Genomic DNA, 20,978 nt, shown 5'->3' with positions numbered 1-20,978 from the left:
AACTCCCTTCCTTCTGGGAGTTCACATACCCGCTGCTCAGCGGCTTATGCCCCGATCTCACTCACCTCAGCGAACGGGCGGTCGTTAAACCACGTGGCGTGAATGATGAAGCTGTGGTTGGGCTCGTTGAAGTAGACCGCGAGGTTGTCCTCGGTGTCCTGCACCTTCTGCACCTGCCAGCCGTCGGCCGGGGTCGCGGTCACCAGCTGAACCACGCCGTCTGACGTCATCCGGATGACGGCCTGGCCGCCCTCGACCCGGAACGACCGCACATAGGTCCGCTTGCCGTCGGCCGCGGTGGTGACCGTCCAGCCGTCCTCGGTGCGGGTGGGCGGGGCGGTGGTCGCCGGTGCCGTCGTCGTGGGTGCGGTGGTGGTCGGCTTCGGCGGCGTGGTCGTCGTCTTCGTCTCGGTCGGCTTCGGCTTCGTGGTCGGCTTCGTCGTCTCGCTGGGCGTCGTCGGCGTCGTCACGCTGGGTAGCGGGGCCGGGAAGCTGCTCGAGTCGGCCGCGGGCAGCTGCGCGAGCGCCCTGTCTTCGGGCGCGTTGGCGCGCAGGACGGGCAGCAGAGCCACCGAGGCCAGCACGATGCTCGTCGCGGTAGCGGCCAGCCACCCCGCGATCGGCGTCCACCGGGAAGATCGCACGAGGACATCGTCTCATCTGCCCCTATGGTGTACGCCATGGCGATGATCCTCTTGGTCGAGGACGACCGCATCATCACGGCGGCACTGTCCCGTGCCCTCACCGACGCCGGTCACGTCGTGCGACCGGTCGGCCGGGCCGCCGAGGCGCTCAAGATCGTCACCGACGAGCGTCCCGACCTGGTGATCCTCGATCTCGGCCTGCCCGACATCGACGGCACCGACGCGCTGCGCATGATGCGTTCCGTGTCCGACGTGCCGGTCATCGTGGCCACCGCACGCCGTTCCGAGGCCGACATCATCAGCCTGCTCAGCGCCGGAGCCGACGATTATGTGACCAAACCGTTCTCGGGCGGGCACATCCTGGCCCGCATCTCGGCCGTGCTGCGCCGCTCCCGCGCGACGACCAACGAGGCCCCGAGCGCGATCACCGTGGGCGAGCTGGTGATCAACCCGCGTCAGCGCCGGGCCGAACTGCGGGGCGAGCCGTTGCAGCTCACCCGGCGTGAGTTCGACGTGCTGGCCTATCTGGCCGAGCGGGTCGGCCAGGTGATCAGCCGCCGCGAGCTGATGAACGAGGTCTGGAACCAGGCCCGGATCGGCGAGGAACAGACCATCGACGTGCACATCTCGTGGCTTCGACGCAAGCTCGGCGAGACCGCGGCTCAACCCCGGTTCCTGCACACCGTACGCGGCGTGGGGGTCATGATGGTCGATCCGCGATGAGGTGGGCCATGAACCGGCTGGCCCTCGCGATCACGTCGATGGTGGCCCTGGCCTTCCTGGTGCCGCTGGCCGTCGCGACCCGGCAGATCGCCCACGACCGGGCCGTCAGCGACGCCCGCCAGCAGGCCACCTCGCTGGTCACCGTGCTCGGCGTGGACGCTGATCCGACCCTGCTGACCAACGCGGTGGCGAGCACGACCGCGGGCAGTGAGGGCCGGCTCGCCGTCCACCTGCCCGACGTCGGCGACATCGGCGTCTCGCACACCTCCGAGGCCCAGCTGACGATCGCCGCCCAGGACCGCCGGTCGGCGCTGGCCCCGGTCGCGGGCGGCATCGTCTACCTTCAGCCGACCGTGCTCACCGACGGCCGTACGGTCATCGTCGAAGTCTTCGTGCCCGACGCCGAACTCACCCGCGGCGTGTGGACGGCCTGGTTCGTGCTCGGCGGGCTCGCGATCGTGCTGGTCGCGGGGTCGATCCTGTTCGCCGACCGGCTCGGCAGCCGGGTCGTCCGGGCCACCCGCGAACTGTCCGGCTCGGCCCGCAAGCTGGGCGCGGGCGAGCTGAACACCCGGGTCGAACCGGACGGGCCGCGCGAGCTGCGCGACGCCGCGAAGGCGTTCAACACGATGGCCGACGACCTGAGCAACCTGCTCGAACGCGAGCGGGAACTGGCCGCCGACCTGTCCCACCGGCTGCGCACCCCGCTGACCGCGCTGCGCCTGGACGCCGAGGCCATGCCGCCCGGCCCGATCGGCGAACGGATGCGCCAGGCCTGCGACCTGCTCGACGAGGAACTCGAGGCGATCATCAAGGGCGCCCGGCTCGGTGTGGCCGCCCGCGGCAAGGAGCAGACCGACCTGGTCGAGGTGCTGGCCGACCGGCTGGCGTTCTGGTCGGTGCTGGCCGAGGACCAGGAACGTCCGTGGCAGGTGGTCGGCGGCGACGAGCCGGTGATGCTGCCGATCCCGCGCAGCGAGCTGATCGGCGTGGTCGACGCGATGCTCGGCAACGTCTTCTCGCACACCCCCGAGCGGGTCGCCTTCCGGGTCAGCGTCTCGCCCGCCGGCCTGCTCGTCGACGACGCCGGCCCCGGCATCCCCGACCCGGCGCGGGCCGTGCAACGCGGGGTCAGCGGCGCCGGCTCGACCGGGCTCGGCCTCGACATCGTGCGCCGCGCGGCCGAACAGTCGGGCGGCGAGATGGTGATCGCCCGCAGCCCGCTCGGCGGCGCCCGCGTCGGCATCTACCTGCAGTCGCCGGCCGTGGCCCCGGTCAGACCGCGCCGCTCCCGCCGTACGGCTTCATGATTGTTTTCGGGCCCTTTAAGGCTCTGTTATGGAACCTGCCAATAGCGTCCCCGCCGTAACTGCCGCAACGAGACAGTACGGAGTGAGTGGATATGCGCAGGAAGATCGCCTACCCCTTGGTTGCCCTCGGAATGACAGCGGGTGCCACCCTCGGGGTCGTCTCACCGGCCTCCGCTCACGGGTACGTGTCGTCGCCGCCGAGCCGCCAGGCGCTGTGCGCGTCGGGTGCCGTGGCCAACTGCGGGCAGATCCAGTTCGAGCCGCAGAGCGTCGAGGGCCCCAAGGGGCTGAAGTCCTGCGACGGCGGGGTGGCCGGCTTCTCGGTGCTGGCCGACGAGTCGCGTAACTGGCCGGCCAAGGCGGTTGGCTCCACGGTCGACTTCAGCTGGGTGCTGACGGCTCGCCACCGCACCTCGACCTGGGAGTACTTCATCGGCGGCACGCGGGTCGCCTCGATCGACGACGGTGGCGCGCAGCCGGCCGCGGTGGTCAACCACAAGATCGACCTGAGCAAGTTCCCCGGACGCCAGAAGGTGCTGGCCGTGTGGAACATCGCGGACACCGGTAACGCCTTCTACAACTGCGTCGACCTGAACGTGGGCGGCGGCTCCTCCGGTGGTGGCGGTACCCCGACTCAGCCGCCGGCCACCACGCCGCCGACCAAGTCTCCCACCACCCCGCCGACCGCTGCGCCGACCACTCCGCCCGCTCCGCCGGCCGGTACTACTACTGCTCCTCCGGCCGCTGGTGGTGGCTCGTGGGCTGCCGGCACTGCGTACAAAACGGGCGACGTGGTGACTTTCAACGGCGCGAAGTACCAGTGCCGCCAGTCGCACACCTCGCTGAACAGCTGGGAGCCGTCGATCTACACGCTCGCGCTCTGGCTTCCGCTGTGAAGCGCCGCCTTCTCGGGTTGATGATCGTCGCGCCTCTTGCACTCGGCGCGTGCGGCACCGCGCCTTCCTCGGCGCCGCCGCCGGCCAGCCAAGCAACCGTCGCGGCCGAGGCGGTCGCCGAGATCAAGGCTGGCGACGAGCACAACGAGACCGACGTGATGTTCCTGCAGATGCTGGTCTTCCACCAGAAGCAGGGCCTCGAGATGACGTCGACGGCCATGAAGCGGGCCAAGAACCCCGAGCTCAAGACGCTGGCTCAGGCCATCCAGGTCACCGAGAAGGACGAGCTGGCCATGATGCAGAGCTGGCTGTCCGGCTGGGGCGCGGACACCGAGGTCGACAAGGCGCCGAGCCTGCACGCCGACCACGGCGGACTGCCCGGCACCGGCGCGGCCGAGATCAAGGCCCTGACCACGGTGAAGGCCGCGTCGTTCGACACCGCGTTCTTGAACCTCTTCCTCGCCCACCAGCACCAGGCGATGGAGATGTCGAAGATCGAAACCGCCGGCGGCAAGAACGAGGAGACCAAGAAGTTCGCCGACCGGGTGAAGCAGTCCCGGCAGGGCGAGATCCAGCAGATGCTGAAGCTGATGAACGGGTAGTACTTTCGTTCTCCGGAGGGGCAGCCTGGCGGGGCTGCCCTTTTCGGCGTTTTCATGTGCTTTCGTAAGCCTATGTTGCTAGCTGCGCTTCTCTCGCTTCTACTGGTGCCCGGCTGGGATCACGCCGGCTACGACGCCGAGGACAGCTACTACAACCCGGCCGAGTCACAGATCAACGCTTCGACGATCAACACGTTGACCCAGCGCTGGTCGGTGCCGTTGCGCAGCTCGTCCCCGTCCTGCTCGGGCCCGTCAGCACCGCTGGTCGCCGACGGTGCCGTCATCGCGACGGATGCCCGCGGGGTCGCGTCCTACCAGGCGTCCAGCGGTCGCCGATCCTGGACTTTCGACTGGGACGACGTCGAGGACTCGACCACGCCGTCGATGGCCGTGGCGTCCGGCTTGCTGCTGCTGGCCAACGGCGACTGCCACTCAGCCAGCGACCCGAACGGGCGGTTGGTCGCCCTCGACGTGGCGACGGGCCGCGTTCGGTGGCGGCACGACCTGGACATGCCGGTCGACTCGTTTGTGGTGGACCGAGGCGTGGCAGTCATCTCCGGCAGCTCCGAATCCGACGAAACGGCCACGGTCGCTTATCGCGTGGCCGATGGTCGCCAGATGTGGCGGAAGGTCGGCTACCTGTCGTCGTCGTCCGCGTCCGCCGGCCGTCTCCTGCTGACCAAGGGCACCACGACCACGGCGGTCACCCTGCCGTCGGGAGCGGTGCTGTGGACAAAACCGCGTTCCATGTACGCCGAGAGCGCTACGCCGACACGCTTCCTGACCACTGACGGGGCCGCCCTCTCACTGATCGATGCGGCGTCGGGTGCGCTGCTCTGGACAGCCCCCGGCCAGCAGAGCAAGCTGCTGGCCACCGACGGCCGGCGGGTCTACCGAGCAGTCGGCCGAAAGGTCTCAGCCCTAGACATCCGAGACGGTCGCGTGGTCTGGACCCGAACCCTCGCCACACCAGCCACCCAGCCAGTACGCGCAGGCGGATTGGTTTATGTCGGTGGGCCAATTTTGTCCGCAGCTTCGGGCGTCGTAGTGAGTCCGGGTATCGCTCGTGGGGCGCAGGTTGTGACGGGCGGTTCCATCTACTTGGCCGAAGCTGGCAAGTTAACGGCCGTCGCCCCACGCCGGTGATGTCCGCCAAGAGCAGCACACCTACGTGCGTCAGAGGGCGATGTGCTCGCGGTGATAGTCCAACTGCCTCACATCGATAGCGTGAGACGGGGAGCGTCGCAATTTGCCGACGACATCGTTGGTGAGGCTGTCGCGCACTGTCCAGTCGGACTCGATATAGATAGCGCCGGTATCGAACATGACGTGATGGTTGGGACATAGGCACAGCACATTCCCGCGAGTGTCAGGGCCGTGGTGCGGCTTACCCAATCCCCGAATGTGCGCTGCTTCCGCGTATGGGCCAGCGGGGGTCACGATGCGGATCCCACAAATCTGACAGGCGTGACGGTGCAGTTCCTTCACGTGTTGCGCGACGGCGGTGTTGCGCACGATGCGTTGGATGGTGACCTGCGCACGCGCCGCGGGTTCATCGCTTCCATCGCTTTGGTCGTTGTCGAGCGCTGGGTCCGTTTCGCCGTCAGCCACTAGGCGAAAGCGCCAGACCCGGAATCCACTTCTACCCGTGGCATGCCAAAAATCGGCCACGCGATAGAGGCCGTCGTAGCGGAGACCGCTTGCGGGTGAGTGCTCAGCGTCGCCGCCCGCGCCGCGAACGACCCGCACGGGGTGGCCCTCGATGCTGCTGCGTGCCAACCCGGCATTGCCGTGGGTCAGCACCTGATCCGCGATCTGCTCCCGCGTATCAGGGTCTTGGCCGCCCTGCCCGGTGTAGATAATTACGTGGCCAAAATCTTCGTCGTCTTCGTAGCCGCCTGACACGACGATCGAGTCAGCGCCGTCCTTGCCGCCGGAGATGCCGGCTTGCGTCGGCCGATGGACTCCGGCCTCATGAAGCTCGCGGCGATTGTTAAATGTGGATCCAATCGGGAACCCGGTGATCTCCCCGTATGTCCTCTCAGGCATGAGGAAGATTGAAACTTTAAAAGAATTAGGCAACTGCCTAGCGCATACGGGACAACGTTACACGCGACTAGGTTTGAACTCCTCATCAAATGGTGTCTGTGGCACCTGGGTTGGGTCCGGAGGAGAACGATGGATGGCCAGGGCGGGCAAGATTGGTCGGTCATGCCCGCCCAATCGATCCTCTAACTCGGTCTCATGTAGATCTTGCGAGCCTGGACGTGCTCGGGTGTTGAGACATAGGCCTGCCCGACCCCGAGCTGCTCAATCTGCTGACTGAGATCCTGGCCGGTGCGCCCGCGGAGATACTGCGCCACGGTCTTCGAGCCGGGGAAGTTGGTCCGGAAGATGATTTTGGTGCCGGCGTTGTCCAGTACCTGGCGGCGGAAATCGTCAACACCCTGACTGGCGACCACGACCGACACCCCGTACTTCCGACCCTCCTTCATGAGCTTGGGCAAGGTGACATCCTTGGCCAAGCGATGTGCCTCGTCGAGTACCACGGCGAGCCGCATGGTGCCGTCTTCGGGCCACCTGAACATGTCCCGATAGACCTTGCGCAGCAGAAACGCGCCGGCCGCCAGTTGCACCTGTTCAAGGCCCAGGCCGCTGACATCGACGATCATTCCGCCGGTGGAAGCGGGGTCGAACGTGCCTTCTGCGTCGTCGCGGAACAACCCGAAGTCGGTCAGCGGACGCAGTCGATCTCGAGCATTACGTCCCCGAGCCTGCGCCTCGACTGCCTCAAGGGCGGTGGCGAAGTCGGCCAGGCGAGGAAGTGCGCTGCCCACCTCATTTTCTCGCCAACCGAGATCGCCGTAGCACTGCAGGAGGGCTTTGTAGACGTGATTGCGTTGGATCTCACCCAGCCCAGACACGTAGGCCATGACCTCGGCGATCTCCCACGATGCGTTGTTCGCTGGTCGAGCGACGTCGGCCCGGACCTCGAGCGGGTTGAATGGCAATCCTTGTGACGCGTCAACCACCAATGCCTGGGATGGTGGGTTGGCGGCCATGTCGCCGTGGAAGTCGAACACCAGCGAAGGCAGATCCTGGTCGGCGAAGTCAGAGATGATCTTGCGCGTGGTGACCGATTTGCCCTGCCCTGGAATCCCCACGATGAATGCGTGCGGACTGCCCTTGGTGCTGATCCGCCACGTCGCGGCAGCTCCCGTCGAGTCGTCGCCGAGAGTCACCTCAACTGACTCCACACCCGACTTCCGCTCCTCCGCCTGAACGTCGTCCTTGGGGGCTGCCGTGTTCGCCAACTCCTCGTTCGCCCGTCTGTCACGAGGCGCTGGCTCGTTCGTCACCGTCGGAGGTTGCGGTCCAGGCGTTACGTTTTCGGGGGTTGGCGGCGTCGGGGCGTCGTTTGAATCGGGTCGGGCGGCCGCCCTCGTCTTGGTCGTAGCGGGCGGTTTAGCCGATGCTCCGCCACCTTGGCTGCTCTTCGGCGGAGGTGCCTCGTAGATAGTGCTGAAGCCCACCTTGCCCAACTCGCGAGCCGTGATGACGGTCATCGGAATGTCGTTGTGCCGGGCCGGGAACCCTTCGTCGCCGCCCAGCGCGATGACGTATCCCCGCATGGTGATCTCGGGGTTCTCCTGCTGCTCTTCGATTCGGTCGATCCATTTGTGGAGATCGGTAATGCGATTGGCGTCGACTAGATGATGCGCGGCGGCCCGATCGGCGTAGTAATGGAGGAGGTTGGTGAGGCGTGCACGCTGCAGCTCGCCGTCGATGCGTGGGGGGTCGATGGCGAAAAAGCGTGTGACCAGCAGAGATTTGGTATCGGTCAACTGCTCGGCGATGCTGTCGGCAAGGGCCTGTGGCAATGCCGCCTCTCGACGCGCCTTGACCTCAACACATTCGATGCGGAACGCGCGCTGGCTCACTCGTACCAAGAGCATGTCACAGCGCCGTGTACGGTCGTTTCCGGTTCCGGAGCCAAAGATCTCCGGATGGGCATCGACCGGAATGATGATCGTATTGTCGAGCTCTCCCTGTTTCAACAGGTGCATCACGAGAGCGCCAAGACTGACCGCTTCTCGGGCGAGGTTGTCCTCGCCCAGCAGTCGTAGCGCAAGACGGCCCGACACGACAGACAGCGTTCGAAGCAGGTCGCCCACGCTCGCATCGAACGGCGCAAGGTCGATCTCCTTCATGGCGCTGCTTAGCAGCGAGGCGACCTCTCCTCGATGGGCGGTCGTAACAGTGAGACGGTCGCCGATGCCCTCGATGAAGTCTGGGGCGTAATCCAACAGATACTCATCCCGCCCACCGGTTTGAAGAGCCTGCTCGTACAGGTTGATGCCGAGGAAGCGGTCTACGGTCAGGATCCAGTCGGCTCGCTGATGGAGTCGGCGGAGATTTTCTGTTCGAGTCGAGTCGACAGTGATCTCCACTGTGGGCGTGCCGGCGCCGAGACCTAGGTGGCGGGCTAGGGCCGTCTGGTGGACGCGGTGCGCCATAGACAGCTCGCCATGATCAGTGTTTGGGCGTGTGTGCAAGGCCGGCATGATGCTCCACCGTCGCAGTTCGCCCGTACCGTCAACCAGGCGTGTCGTTGTCGGTGTTAGCAGGTCGCGGAAGGAGGCTGTCCGCCCAGTTGTCTGGGTGGTGAAGCCGCGCTCTGAGGTGGGGAGATTCTGCACAATCGCGATGTGGGCTCCAGCGTCGTCCGAGGCAGCGGCAGACATCGGCCGGACAGAGAGCGACAACGGTGGCGATAGATGACTAGCTCGTGATGCGCGTGCCGATAGACGAAGGTTGCGCTGAAGATCTTGGAGGAGGCTGACCGGCTCGATGAAGGAGACGTGATCGGTATAGGCGGTCACCTCCAGCCGAGTGCCCTCGGCCCCGTCCTCCTCGTCATCTGGCATGACGAGCGGACGGATCGCATCGGCAACCACATCGCCGCGCCCTGGGTTGACAGCGAGAAGGCGCAAGGCGGTTCCACCCGGATGGCCGCGTCGGAACGCCGTGATGCGTTCGCGCAGCAGGGCGGAGGTCGTTCGAACGCGCCCAGCGTCCCGAGTTACACGTAATGCATCGCAGATGGCCTCGGCCGCCGACTCTCGGGCCGGTTCGTCGATCGGCAGGTAGAGAGCGCTCCCGTGAGTCAATTCCGAGTCGTACAGCATCGGGATGTCGTCGTCGCCTAAGACCATAAAAGGCATATTTGCCGGCGAGATACGACGGGTTAGAGCAGCATCGACGCTGGTCGGGCGCGCCGCCTTGGGAAGATCGGTCAGATCTTCCGCCCACGACCGCAGAAGTTGGTCGTGGGCGGCGATCCACGCGAGACGCAGAGGGTGAAGAGGCAGGAGGACTACTCCGACGACCGGACCCGTCGCAGCCCGGGCCCGGACAGTCAAGGTCTCCAGCCGAAGTAGCGCAGGCGCTTGCTCGGGGTTGGCATCGAGCGCGCGCCGATAAGTAGCGAGATACTCGGCCACCTGCTGGTGGAGCTCGGTCGTCCAAATAACCGACTCAGCGGTATTCCGGGTGATTGCCTCGCCAAAGGCTCGTAGCAGCTTTGTCCGCCTCTCGCCCAGGGTACGGGGCAGCTCGATGGGTTCACCGACGACATCGTCCGCGGTTAGCGGAATGCCGGGCTTGGACTCGGCGGCCAACACCATCGGCTGATCGGGCTCGCTTGTGGCACGTTGCTGCAACTGAACCAAGAGTTCAGAAACCCGCACCTGAACGACACGCCGACTCCCCAGGCGGAGCGCGAAGATCTGGCCGGCCGGATCCCATCGGCCGACGTCTTCGGTATGGTCATCTAGGCCGCTGAGTGCTGCGTCGACGATCGCTTCGGGCAACGAATGAGCCGACGACTTGCGGATTTGGTCCGGCGTTTGAGCATCAACGACCGAGACCTCGAACCATTGGCTGTCCGCCACCGCCGGCGAATAGTCCGATAGAAGAACGCTGTCACCGTTCTTGTCTAGTGCCTTGAGGTGCACGACAAACTGGCGGCCGTTCGCGAGATCGTCCTCGGTGGCGCTTACCTTGACGGTCGCGCGCCGCCGATCGCCGGCTGCCTTCGCGCTCCCGATCGGCGTTGTCTCTTCCGTGCGTTGGTCCTCGGGCGGCAAAACCTCCAGGAGCCACTTGTCCACCGCGTCGGTCTTCGGCGGGTCCGTTGTCCACTTGACGACGACCACACCTTCGCCATCCTCGGGCACTCGGCAGATCAGCTCATTCTGGTCACCGATCTCGAGCTTGCACTGCTTGTCGAGAGTCTGGTCGGCCTTGAGGAAGGGTGCGATGCTGACCGCACCGAGGTTGGTTTCGACGTCGTCGGCCAGAGGCCACTTATCGAACGTTAGCGATCCGTCGCGTTGTGACGCGAGCCGGTATGTCCACTGCCGCGGATTCGACAGGGGCACTCCGACCGTCTCCAGAAACGCCCGCAAGTGTGACCGCTCGGTCGATTCGCGAATGCCGGCATCCACCAGCCGTTCGCCGATCGATGCATTCGACCGACGGGCGAACGCGATCGCTCTGGCCGCCCTTTCGTTTTTCTCCAGTCGGCTAATGATCGAGGTGCCGTGGTCCGGGATTAGTCCCAGCCGCCAGAGCTCGCGGCCGACGGTGGGCTCGGTTGGATCGCTGCTGATTGCGGCCAGGAACTCTGACCAGGCCGCAGTACCTGCCCGCGCGGAGATGAGACGGCGTAGCGCGAACACCTCGTTCGAGACTTCCGAAGGCCGCAAGCCGCGGTCCAACGTCTCCGCGGCTTGACGCATGAGACCGACCAACGGAAGCCGGTCAAAGGAGTTGTCGAGCGAGCTGGCCGCGTGTCCCTCGCCCGCGGGGACCAAGAGAAGCAACGGCCGGAGTTTTCGGTTGCGCAGCTCGACCGCACGGTCCGAGTCAATGCTGTGCTTGCCTGTTGGCGTTTGCTCGAGCACGTGGACATCCATGTCCGGCAAGTTCGATCGGAGGATCTCCGCAAGGGCCGTCGCCATCGCATTGTCGACGTCGTCAACTCGCGCACAGTGACCTGGGCGAACCCCTTGCAGGCCAGAGATCAGCTCGGCCGCGATGGCCTCGGTGAGGAGGCCAATGTCGTGGTTGCTCATGCGGCAGCCTCCCTCGGACGGTTCACGAACTGAGCGCTGAAATCATCGGAAAGACTCTGGAAGCAACCCAACAATTGAAGCTTTCGCGTGAAAGCCTCGAGGTTCGCCGCCGCGCCGGCACGCGCGTCTGGATCGTCGAACATTGCGGGCGGCTTCGCGACCAAGATTCCAAAACGGCTTTCTAGGCGGGCCAACACCTCACCTATCGGAAGCCGGTTGACCGTTCGCCTTCCGCCGGGCTCGACAAAGCAGAGGGCAAGAAGGGCGGTGAGCAACTCGTCGCTCGGCGCGTAGCGCCACGAAGCGCGGCTTCGAATCGAGCCAGACAAGATTCCGTATGGCTTACTTATTCCCCCGGATGTGTAAAACCAAAGTGTCTGGTTCTTAAGGCCACGCGCGCGCAGGCCCTCCACGAGAACGGCAGCGAGTTGGTCGGCTGGACTGAGTCCGGCGTCCTCGACCTCGGCTAAGAGGGCGAGTCCTTCGTCACCTGATTCATCTTCGAGAGCTCTCTGGATACGCATCAAATGAGTGCGCAGGGCGACCTTCATGTACAGATTGTCCCGCAGGCTGCAGGCGACCTTCAGTTCCTCTGAGGAAGTCATCTTGCTCAGGTCGGGCTTCTCGTCGACCATCAATCCGACAGATTCGTGGAGGGTGCGGATGAGGAGCCGGTCGGTGAAGAATGACCTCATGTTGTCCAGATCGCGCCGTATGCAACGCTTGGATAGCTCGTCGGAAGGGCCACCCTTTTCTCTGGTGAAGTCGCAGAAGATTTCCAGGGGATTGTCCGCATCCGCGTTTTCGAGGTCTTCGCAACTTTCGCCGCGCAGGAGCTTGCGAGCCGCTGCTCCAAGCCTGAGGGGCATTTGGAAGAGTCGAACCGACAGCACCGAGATGAGGAGTGACATAGCCTCGGCCGGAGGCATCTTGGGGCCGTAGAATCGAAGCAATCGAAGAATGTCGGAGCCGATGGGAAGAATGGCTCCGGGAACGGCGAATCCCTTATCGACCTTCTCTCGCTGCGGCGGGAACTTCTGGCTTCCCTCGAACTTTTCGAGCATGACCAGCTGCAGCAGGCTGTTGATGTCGATCTCGGTCACACGATCGTATTCCGGAGTGGCGGACGGCATGGGGCCTAGCTCGACGCCGCGACCGAAGACATCCATAAAGATCTGCTTGATCTCGGCGGTGGGATTTTCGCTACCCTGACGTTGTAGCGACGCCACCATGCTTTTATAAGCAAGGTCGTCGGCCTGCCGATTCCTGATGCGCGTGACCAAGCCGGACCTGTAGGTAGCGATAGTCAGCGGCTGCATATACTCCATCTTCTCGCTAGCGCTGACTTTCATGACTGACGTCCGCACCCACCCGTCCAGAAATCCACGCCCTTCCGGGGTCCTGAATCCTTCAAGGTCTTCGGACGTGCTCAGCTCGTGCAGATAGTACTGATAACCAAGCTTGTCTGGTCTGATTGTGCCCTTTCGACCCTGTCGTACCGCCATCTCAAGGATCGGTGTCATCATGCGATCGATATCGACGTCGCTGAGCTCACACGGAACCAACAGCCAGAAGCCCAGGCTATTGAGATCCTTCAGGCCCCTTGGAATCGTAAAGGTCATTGGACATCCAGGTGGATTCGCTGTCCGAGCCGGGTTGCCACCGCGGTTGATCCGGCCGGATCAATAATCTGCACAATCGTGGCGCTCTGCCGCCGTAATTGGGCGGCGAAGCCGTCGAGCTCTTGTCGCACCGCGTCGGAGTGGACGTCGTTGAGAATCTCGCCGTCGGCCGCGCGTAGGAGCAGTTCGACCGAGTCAAGAGTGAGCGGGGTACTCGGGCCGGCCTCATGCCGCAGGGTCAGTCGGTCGGGTATGGACTCGACGAACTCCTGGCCGCCGCCGTCAGCGCGCAGCGTGAACTGGTCCATGGGGATCGACTTCAGGACAGCCCATCCGCTGCTCAGATCCCCTTCCCGGATGGCCAGCCCCTGTTTGTCATAGAGCGGGGCTCCGACCAGTCGGCTCGCTCCTAGGAGAATGCGCTCGAGGTATCGACCGCTTGTCGGGTCGAGAAGCATGTCGATGAAATCGGGCAGGTACCTGTAGGCGCGGACTCGATCGCGTGTGGTGATGTTGTCGGCGGACCAGGTGCCCATAAAGAGGCCTCGGAAGGCGGCCATCGCCGCTCGGGGATTAAACAGTGCCGGGTCGGAATGCAGCGCTCGGTCCATCCTCGCCGCTCGTTCTACCTCGGGCGCGGCTACCAGCGCCGGGTCCATGTCAGTCCATTCCCGCACGAGATAGTCACCGCAGTCCGGGTCAAAGGCGAGGTCGGCCAGTAGATAGGAGGTATCGCGAGAGAGGTCGAGTCCCTGTTGGCGGGCCTCGTGGACTTCGGCGCAGGTGTGGTCGCCTGTGATGAGCCAGGCGATCGCGGATCGTACGTCTCGGAAGGTTGCCCGCCGTCGTCGCCGAAGGTGGCTAATCAGGATGAGCTCGACCGCCGCTTCCCGGGCATCGTTCTGCAGCCCGTCCGCGTTCTTGCGAATGGGGCACATGTCGCGTGATGCACATGTCGAGCAGATCTCCCAGCGGTGGTCCTGAACGAAGTTGTCAATGATGTCGGCCGCCAGGCCCTGACGCTCGAGGTTGGCGAGGGCACGCTGCTTGAGATCAACCACAGTGACCTTGGGGGTGGCCGAGGCGCCCCGGTGGATCTGCTGACGGACTTCGTGCGCGATGTCCCCGTACACGTCATCGAAGTCTTCGAAGAACTGGAGTAGCCGGCCGTCGTTGGCCGCGATGAGCGTCGTCCTATTACTAGCTTCCGCCGGATCGCCTAACGCCGCCTGAAGGAGGTCGTCGGATGAGGCGCCCTCATGGGACTCGCTTGCGTCGTAGACCGCGAAGAAGGATCGCCCGTCGCGATCGATTTGCCAGCCGGCCGGATCCTTCCGTACCGCGACGCCGCCTCGAGCGACAAGCTCCGTATAGACCTTGGCCAGGAACGACGTCTTTCCGTCACCCGGGTTCCCGGTCAAAAGAAGAGTTTGCAGCTGACCGTCGAGGATCGCGGGCAGCAGCTCGTTGTCGAGCCGGGTCTGCACGTAGGTGTCCTCGGCGAATGGATCGTCCAGACCTCGATTTCCGGCGTTGCCTCCGGAGCTGCCCCGATAGAGTGCTCGCAGATCGTTGACGGTGGGGTTGATCTGTTCCTTTCCTGACGCGGGGACGTTCGGCTGGGCGATGTCGAGTAGCCGGTCGAGCTCTCTCGCGTCGGCCGGCCGATTGGCCGGAGCCGGGTCCAAGGCTCGGAACAGTGCGTCGAGGAAGGCTGCGCCTTCCGGACCCCACGACTCGCGTTCGCGCGGCGTGGGAGGGGCCGGAGTACTATCCCGCATGGCGCCGTCCGATGCGTCTCCGACATAGGGCGCTCGGCCCAGCATGGCCATTGCGAGACTCGCCGCGAACGAATACAGATCGCTCTGGGTGGAGACGTGCTGTCCGTCGAGAACCTCCGGTGCCATCACGGCTGGCGTGCCGACGCTCCCCTGCTCCCCCACGACCGCCGCCAGCCCGAAGTCGATGAGGAAGGCCTCGTCATCGGGGTTGACGATGATGTTCCCGGGGCTGACGTCCGCGTGGACGCGGTTAAGGCCGTGGATGTAGCTCAGCGCGTCCAAGATCCGCTTGGCGATCCGGCGGGCCAGGCCCAAATCGATGGGGGCCAGGCGTGCCCGGTCGCGAAGATTTTCGCCATCGATGTATTCGAGTACCAGGAATCCTGGAGGAGTCTTGAGCTGGACGTCATAGACCTTGGCGCACGAGTTGTTCCGGAACTTGTCGGCGAACGCATACTCGGTATGTGCTGCTGATCGGGCGCTGTGAAACTCCTTCAACACCATCGTCTGCTGGCGATCGACATCCCATGCCTGCCATGTGGTGGCGTAGCTGCCCTGACCGAGCTGCCTCTTGATTTGATACCGCTCCTGAATCGTCTGACCGACGGCGAAGACATTGGTTTCCGGTCGCGGAGGACTCTCGACAGCAGTCTCCGGCCTAAGCCGGTCCACGGCGTCCACGGCTGTTGGTCGACTCTTCGGATTGGTGTTCAGACACTCGATGAGTAATTCACCGACGAGATCGTGGCTGCTCAGCGCCTCGGCGACTGCCACGGCGTTCGGAGTATCGGACGTCTCACCCATGAGCCAACCGGCTAACGACAGTGCCAGCGAATAGACATCGGATGCAGACGTAGCGAGTACGAGGCTGCTTTCGCACTCGGGGGCACGATATGGCTGGCCGAGATCGCCGTCGTCAACGAACAACGCGATGCTCTGCGCTCCGGCAATCCGTGCGCAGTAGAAGTCGCTGAAGCAGACCCGCATCTGCCGGCCGAGCCAGATCCGCCGGGGGTGTAACGCCCGGTGGGTAATCCCGGTCTCGTGCACTTCGGCGAGCGCCTGGAACGCGTCCTGTATGACGCCTCGGGCCAGATCCGTAGGGAGCGGTCGCGCCGGGTCCGCTTCAGCCACCGAGACCGCGAGGTTTCGCGTCTCCACCGGTGGAACCACCACCACGACAAGCCACTGATGGTCTTCGTCTTTAAACACCGGTTGGGCTTGCCATGTCCGTCCCTGAGTAGCACGGCCCTGGGTGGCGAGAGTCCGAATCGCATGCTCTTCACGGCGGATGAACGTCTCGGGATCGTCGTTGTCCCACCCATAAAGCGGGTAGCACCGGAGGAGTACCTCCTGCCCGTCCTGGTGCGCACGGAAACACCGCGCGCGGCCAATTGGGGCCAACTCCTGTTGCACGACGTAGGACCCGATGTTTTGAATCCGAGGTCCACGCTGGCCTAGCCCGCGTAGGACAGCCAGAGCTCTAGCACGTAGCGGCGTCAGGCCAGGGCTCGCCGCCTTGTCTAGGTCGACGAGAGTTCGCGCCGCCGTCGACAACGGCAGAATCAACTCCCGTGGGTCGTGCTCTCTCGCTGCGAAAAGTTGAAGGTGCGGATGGCTCAGCACTACACCGGCAACTACGCGTTTCTGCTTCTTAGCTGCATCCGACCAATTCGGTACCTTGTCGCGAAGCCACCCAGCGACAACACGGGCAAGGTGGTTCGCGCGATCCAACGGGTTCGGACGGTACTGCCCTTTGACCTCCCAGCGCGTATCGCCAGCAACAATCGCCGGCCCCCAGGACTTCTCCTCGAGCAAGAAGACCAACTGCTCGCCGACAACCAACAGGTCGACGTCGTCTCGGTCCTTGCCGGGGAGTTTGCGCCCCGCGATGATTTCCCAGCTCGGCGGCAGTTCAGCGGCGAGACTCTTAGCCGTCCGTTCCTCTCCAGGCCCTTCCCAGTCCCCAAGAACTAGTAGCTCGGCCACGGTCTCAGGCTCCTTCGGGGTAGTCGTCAGGCCACGTCCAACGGCGCGTGTGGTTAGGCAGCGCGCGCAGGCGGTCGAGGTAGTGGCCGTCCTTGGAATAGGTGATCACCAACTGGTCTCTGGCGCGTGTGGCGCCCACATAACCGACTCGACCCCAACGGGCGTTCTCGGCGGTGTCCGGCCGAGGTAGGCCCTCCAGGCCTACGAGGAACACCACAGCGAACTCATAGCCCTTCGCCGAGTGCACGGTCATCACGGTGACCGCTGGCAAGCCGTGTTGGTAGTCGTCAGCACCGCTGGACTTGACCAGGCGGTACGGAATATCGCGATCCGCCAACGCGTGACACACAGCGCCGACCAATCGCTTGTAAGTAACCAAAATGCCGATTTCGTCTAGTCGGCGGTCATCGGCTAGCAAGAGCTTCACGTCCGCAGCGACGGCATCGGCCTGATCGCGCGGTGAGTCGGCCCAAACGAGATCGACCGGCTCGCCATCGGGTGCATCATCGATCCCGGTGACGGTGTAAGCGGGATCGAGTGCTTCGGCCACGTGCAGGATGGGAGCAGTGCAGCGGTACGGCTGGGTCAGGTCGATCTCTTCGACCGCCCGCTCAGCGAGCGCTTTGTCGTTGTCCGCGTCCCAGTACAGCGCCTGGATTCGATCGCCGGCCAAGAGCGCTCCGCCTCGGTGCGGGCGGAGAGTGGCGAAAGCGAATGTTGTCCAGGCCGGAAGGAAGTCTTGCCATTCGTCTATCAGTAAGGCGTCGAGTGTGGGTACGATCCCGCGGTTTATCGACTTTTGGAGATCCGCGTCGGCCTTTGCTTCCTCGCTGAGGTTGAGGCTGTGGCCCTGTGCACGTGCGAATCGACCAAAAGTGCTGACGTGCACGTTTGGTTTTTCCTCGACAAGGCTGCGCAGATAAGGGACTAAAAGGCGGTTAAAACACAAGATCTGAATTACCCAGTTCGGATTATTTTGGGCGAGCCAACGTGCCCGGGCGGCTAGAACCAGCGTCTTGCCACTTCCCGGCGGGCCTCGGAGAATGGCGACATCGGTAATGGTTCGAGTAGCTATGTCGGCTTGGCGGCTGTCGAGGACCAGCCTGCGGTCAGCGCGGGCGTCAGCACCGGCGTCCGTCACCGCCCGTATCGGGACCTCGGCGAACTGGAGCGCGGGGGTCAGCTTGCGCTCCACCTCGTCTAGCGCCTCGATGGAGACCTCCACCTGGGGCCAGCCCTCGAGCCAGATGCCGGCCGCAACGTCATCGGCGCCGAGGAGGACCGTGCCGCTTACGGAGGAGCCGGGCATTAGTACTCTGCGGACCATTTGCAGGTCGGCGATCATCGGGATGTCGTCACGGAGGTTCGATATTTTCCGGTTAAGCGAGACCGTTGCTGTACGGTCGCGGGGCTCAATCGTCTCATCAACAACATCAACCGCAAGTAATGACCGCTTACTGTCGAGCACCACAACATCCGGCCAGGCGCTTATGTTGGGTGTGAACGCTCTCATCCCCAGCTGCTCACAAGCTTGCGCAAACATCTCGGTTAGGCCATTTTGGCGCTGCATTTTTAGGTTTTACCACAGGAAATGTCGTTGTCGCCTCGCCATCGCGGTTATCCGTTCATCCAAAATGATCTACAGATCTGGAATGAACGAATGACGAGCCATCGGCCGGTCGAGCCCGATGCCCGGCCGGCCGGCCGATCTTGGCATGGCGCTACTCAGGACAGTGATATGCGAGACCTGCGAGGAACGAGTGATCAGAAGCTCTCGTGTAGGCGGAGGCTGTCAGGCGACCGCCGCGGCGAAGGTGGCAAAGAGGTCGCCGGACAGCGGAGTCTCTAAGCGCCACGTCACTGCCATCGGTTGTTCTCCCTGGTGGCTCACGTAGGAGGCGCGGCCGAGGAACCAGAACGCACGGTCATTTACGCTGCTCCGCGCAAAGAGCAGGATGTGTCGACCCATCGCTTCGTGCTGTTGATATCTCCGACCCGTCGGGCTGTTCGAGGTGGTCCCGGACTGGCTCTCCCAATGGATCAGCTCCGGGCTGATCGCGTAGTCGTGGTACCGGGTCGTCGGTGAAAACTTCTTGCTGGTTTTGTCGAGCGTGAAGAGGAAGACGTCGGCGCCGATGCCCGCCGCGTCGTACACCCCCTCCCGCCACTCGGGAGTCTTTGCTCCGCTGCCCGCGCCGATGGCGGCGAGGATCTCAATACGCGTGTAGCGCGCATGAACCTGTAGCGGGACATCTGGCAGCGCTGAATGGTGGAGATGGTTCGGCGTGTCCTGCAGATCCGTGAGCAGTTCGCGTAGCTCGGCACACACCTGCGGATGAGCCCACAGTAGATCTGTCGCTTGCTGCAAACTGTCGTGCTTGGCCAGTACCTGGTTGCACATGCTGGCCACCAGCATGCGTAGGAGTCGCTGTTCGATGATCTCCAAGGCCGCGACCCGGGGAGGGTCGGCGGTCAGAAACTTGAGGTATGTGCCAAGGCGCTGGTGATCGTCAACGTGGAGAAGCCTGCCGATGGCACGACGCATCGCCTCCTCGTTTGGGCCTCTTGCCTCTACAGGCAACCCAGCATCCTGGCGCAGGTTTGACCAGGAATGGTTTCCTTCGTAGAGATCGAGAAGTTCGAGGCCGGTCTCGTGGAGATACTCGACGAGCGATGCTTCGCCGCGCGCCTCATGGAGTGCCCGGAGCTCGGTAACCTTGGCGGACCACCTCGTTGGGACAGCGTCACGGACGTTGCGAAGGACGATTTCTTGCGCGACGGCGTCGAGTTCCATGTGACAGCCCGCTGGCAGGTAAGGAAATTGTTCCGCTACTGCGGTCTCAAGGTCGCGCCGGCTGCCTCCGAGGAACGCCCGGTAGCGTCGATCGAAGCGAAACTCTCGACGGTGCTGGCCGACAAAGTCGAGCACGGTGCATGCCGTCTTGCCGATGGACTTGCGTAGGCCGCGTCCGAGTTGCTGCAGGAAGAGCGTGGCGCTGTCGGTCGGACGCAACATCAACAAGGTGTTAACCGTGGGTAGGTCTATCCCTTCATTGAAAAGGTCGACGGAGAACAAGACCTGCAAGCGACCCGCTTCGAGGTCGGCCAGGGCGGCTGCGCGGTCGGCTTCGGAGGTAGTACCCCAGACCGCGACGGCAGCGAGCCCAAGCTCACGAAACTGCTCGGCCATGTGCTGGGCGTGAGTAATGCTTACGCAGAACCCCAGGCAGCGAATCTTCGTTATGTCGCCGACGCGGTCAGCGAGTTGGTGGAACACGAACCGTGCCCAGTTGCCGTCCCGAACGTACTTGTTGGATAGCGCATCAGCGTCATAGCCCTGCCCACGGCGCCACGGCACGTCCCGAAGGTCGATGCCGTCGTGAATCCCGTAGTAGAGGAACGGCGTCAAGCGATGCTGCTCGATCGCGTCCCACAACCGAAGTTCGGCGGCAATGCGGTCGCTGAACCAGTGAAGGATCGGTAAGCCATCGGTCCGTTCGGGAGTCGCCGTCAACCCGAGCAACTCCTGTGGTTTGAACCTATTAAGCAGCTTGGCGTACGACTTCGCCGCGGCATGATGGAACTCGTCGACGATGATCACGTCAAAGTGGTCCTCAGCGAACTGGTCGAGGCGTTCGCTGGCAAGACTCTGGATTGAAGCGAAGACGTGGTCAAAGCGCGTTGGCCGTTCTCCACCAACCCAAAGCTCGCCGAACGTGTCGTTTCCTAGCGCTTGCCGGAAGGTCGCCAAGCCTTTGCTCAGGATCTCCTTCCGGTGTGCGACAAAAAGTAGGCGTGCGTGACCGAGACGATTGCGGAGCCGGAGGTAGTCCACGGCAGCCATGACCGTCTTGCCGGTACCTGTCGCCGACACCAGCAGGTTGCTGCGGTAGCCGTTCAGCCGGGAGATCGCGATCAGTTCCAGGAGTCGCTCCTGGAAGGGCTCGAGGCGAAGTCCGACTGCTGCCTGGCTCTGGAGGGCTTTAGTCAGGATTTGGACTACTTCCGCGCCCAAGACAGCTCGATCCTCGAGCGGTACTGACTCGAGCGCATGAATAACCTGCTGAGCTAAATGGTGTGCCAGGCTTGCGGTCGAGTCGGATGAGGTGCCAGCCACCAACGGGGGAACGGTTGCTGCGCGGGGTCCGAGGGACAGATCGGAAGAGTTCACCTGCAGGAGTCCGGCAGAAACTTGATCGGCCACGGGGTCAGTGTGCCGGACTTGCGGTGCAGCCCGAGGGGGGATTGGGCTCTGCACCCTCCCGACTTTCA

Annotated in this window: 12 protein-coding genes; 5 read left to right on the top strand and 7 right to left on the bottom strand. The window is 63.9% G+C overall.

The genetic code is table 11. The features are described from left to right. Positions 1 to 44 precede the first annotated feature (44 nt). Complete coding sequence (locus KOI35_RS07710) at positions 45 to 644, bottom strand: DNA mismatch repair protein MutL (protein ID WP_215785322.1); 600 nt, start codon at positions 642 to 644, stop codon at positions 45 to 47. Positions 645 to 680: 36 nt separating this feature from the next. Here KOI35_RS07710 and KOI35_RS07705 point away from each other — a divergent pair, with 36 nt between their 5' ends. From KOI35_RS07705 to KOI35_RS07685, 5 genes are all read left to right on the top strand, one after another. Continuing rightward, the gene (locus KOI35_RS07705) at positions 681 to 1,367 is read left to right on the top strand and encodes a response regulator transcription factor (RefSeq protein WP_215785321.1); all 687 of its coding nucleotides are present in this window, start codon (positions 681 to 683) and stop codon (positions 1,365 to 1,367) included. Beyond that, a complete protein-coding gene (locus KOI35_RS07700) occupies positions 1,364 to 2,677 on the top strand; it encodes a HAMP domain-containing protein (protein ID WP_215785320.1) in 1,314 nt (437 codons plus the stop codon). Before KOI35_RS07705 ends, KOI35_RS07700 begins: the two co-directional genes overlap by 4 nt. An 86-nt stretch (positions 2,678 to 2,763) precedes the next feature. Beyond that, positions 2,764 to 3,573, top strand: a complete 810-nt coding sequence (locus KOI35_RS07695; RefSeq protein WP_215785319.1) for a lytic polysaccharide monooxygenase — start codon at positions 2,764 to 2,766, stop codon at positions 3,571 to 3,573. Continuing rightward, positions 3,570 to 4,175, top strand: a complete 606-nt coding sequence (locus KOI35_RS07690) for a DUF305 domain-containing protein (RefSeq protein WP_215785318.1) — start codon at positions 3,570 to 3,572, stop codon at positions 4,173 to 4,175. Before KOI35_RS07695 ends, KOI35_RS07690 begins: the two co-directional genes overlap by 4 nt. 54 nt (positions 4,176 to 4,229) lie before the next feature. Continuing rightward, entirely contained in the window at positions 4,230 to 5,321 is a 1,092-nt protein-coding gene (locus KOI35_RS07685) for an outer membrane protein assembly factor BamB family protein (protein WP_215785317.1), read from the top strand. A 30-nt stretch (positions 5,322 to 5,351) separates the two neighbouring features. Here KOI35_RS07685 and KOI35_RS07680 read toward each other — a convergent pair whose 3' ends face one another. The 6 genes from KOI35_RS07680 to KOI35_RS07655 all read right to left on the bottom strand — a co-directional run bounded on the left by KOI35_RS07680 (position 5,352) and on the right by KOI35_RS07655 (position 20,910). Next, positions 5,352 to 6,224 carry a YDG/SRA domain-containing protein gene (locus KOI35_RS07680; RefSeq protein WP_215785316.1) on the bottom strand — a complete coding sequence of 291 codons (873 nt, stop codon included), beginning with the start codon at positions 6,222 to 6,224 and terminating at the stop codon, positions 5,352 to 5,354. A gap of 182 nt (positions 6,225 to 6,406) precedes the next feature. Further along, complete coding sequence (locus KOI35_RS07675; RefSeq protein ID WP_215785315.1) at positions 6,407 to 11,314, bottom strand: helicase HerA domain-containing protein; 4,908 nt, start codon at positions 11,312 to 11,314, stop codon at positions 6,407 to 6,409. Next, entirely contained in the window at positions 11,311 to 12,936 is a 1,626-nt protein-coding gene (gene mads7 / locus KOI35_RS07670) for a methylation-associated defense system protein MAD7 (RefSeq protein WP_215785314.1), read from the bottom strand. Before mads7 ends, KOI35_RS07675 begins: the two co-directional genes overlap by 4 nt. Further along, positions 12,933 to 16,706 (bottom strand): protein kinase domain-containing protein, encoded by a 3,774-nt coding sequence (locus KOI35_RS07665; RefSeq protein WP_215785313.1) that lies wholly within the window; start codon positions 16,704 to 16,706, stop codon positions 12,933 to 12,935. Before KOI35_RS07665 ends, mads7 begins: the two co-directional genes overlap by 4 nt. Before the next feature lie 4 nt (positions 16,707 to 16,710). Beyond that, positions 16,711 to 18,276 carry a 3'-5' exonuclease gene (locus KOI35_RS07660; protein WP_215785312.1) on the bottom strand — a complete coding sequence of 522 codons (1,566 nt, stop codon included), beginning with the start codon at positions 18,274 to 18,276 and terminating at the stop codon, positions 16,711 to 16,713. 222 nt (positions 18,277 to 18,498) lie between these two features. Then, a complete protein-coding gene (locus tag KOI35_RS07655; RefSeq protein ID WP_215785311.1) occupies positions 18,499 to 20,910 on the bottom strand; it encodes a DUF3427 domain-containing protein in 2,412 nt (803 codons plus the stop codon). Positions 20,911 to 20,978 lie beyond the last annotated feature (68 nt).

Source organism: Paractinoplanes bogorensis (assembly GCF_018829635.1).
Lineage (GTDB): Bacteria > Actinomycetota > Actinomycetes > Mycobacteriales > Micromonosporaceae > Actinoplanes > Actinoplanes bogorensis.
This window is presented reverse-complemented; position numbering and strand designations above follow the sequence as displayed.

What these genes read in the sequence shown, in the direction of transcription:
- KOI35_RS07680 (WP_215785316.1), bottom strand. Translation starts at nt 6,224, where the DNA reads ATGCCTGAGAGGACATACGGGGAGATCACCGGGTTCCCGATTGGATCC.
- KOI35_RS07700 (WP_215785320.1), top strand. Translation starts at nt 1,364, where the DNA reads ATGAGGTGGGCCATGAACCGGCTGGCCCTCGCGATCACGTCGATGGTG.
- mads7 (WP_215785314.1), bottom strand. Translation starts at nt 12,936, where the DNA reads ATGACCTTTACGATTCCAAGGGGCCTGAAGGATCTCAATAGCCTGGGC.
- KOI35_RS07685 (WP_215785317.1), top strand. Translation starts at nt 4,230, where the DNA reads ATGTGCTTTCGTAAGCCTATGTTGCTAGCTGCGCTTCTCTCGCTTCTA.
- KOI35_RS07705 (WP_215785321.1), top strand. Translation starts at nt 681, where the DNA reads ATGGCGATGATCCTCTTGGTCGAGGACGACCGCATCATCACGGCGGCA.
- KOI35_RS07660 (WP_215785312.1), bottom strand. Translation starts at nt 18,276, where the DNA reads ATGCAGCGCCAAAATGGCCTAACCGAGATGTTTGCGCAAGCTTGTGAG.
- KOI35_RS07675 (WP_215785315.1), bottom strand. Translation starts at nt 11,314, where the DNA reads ATGAGCAACCACGACATTGGCCTCCTCACCGAGGCCATCGCGGCCGAG.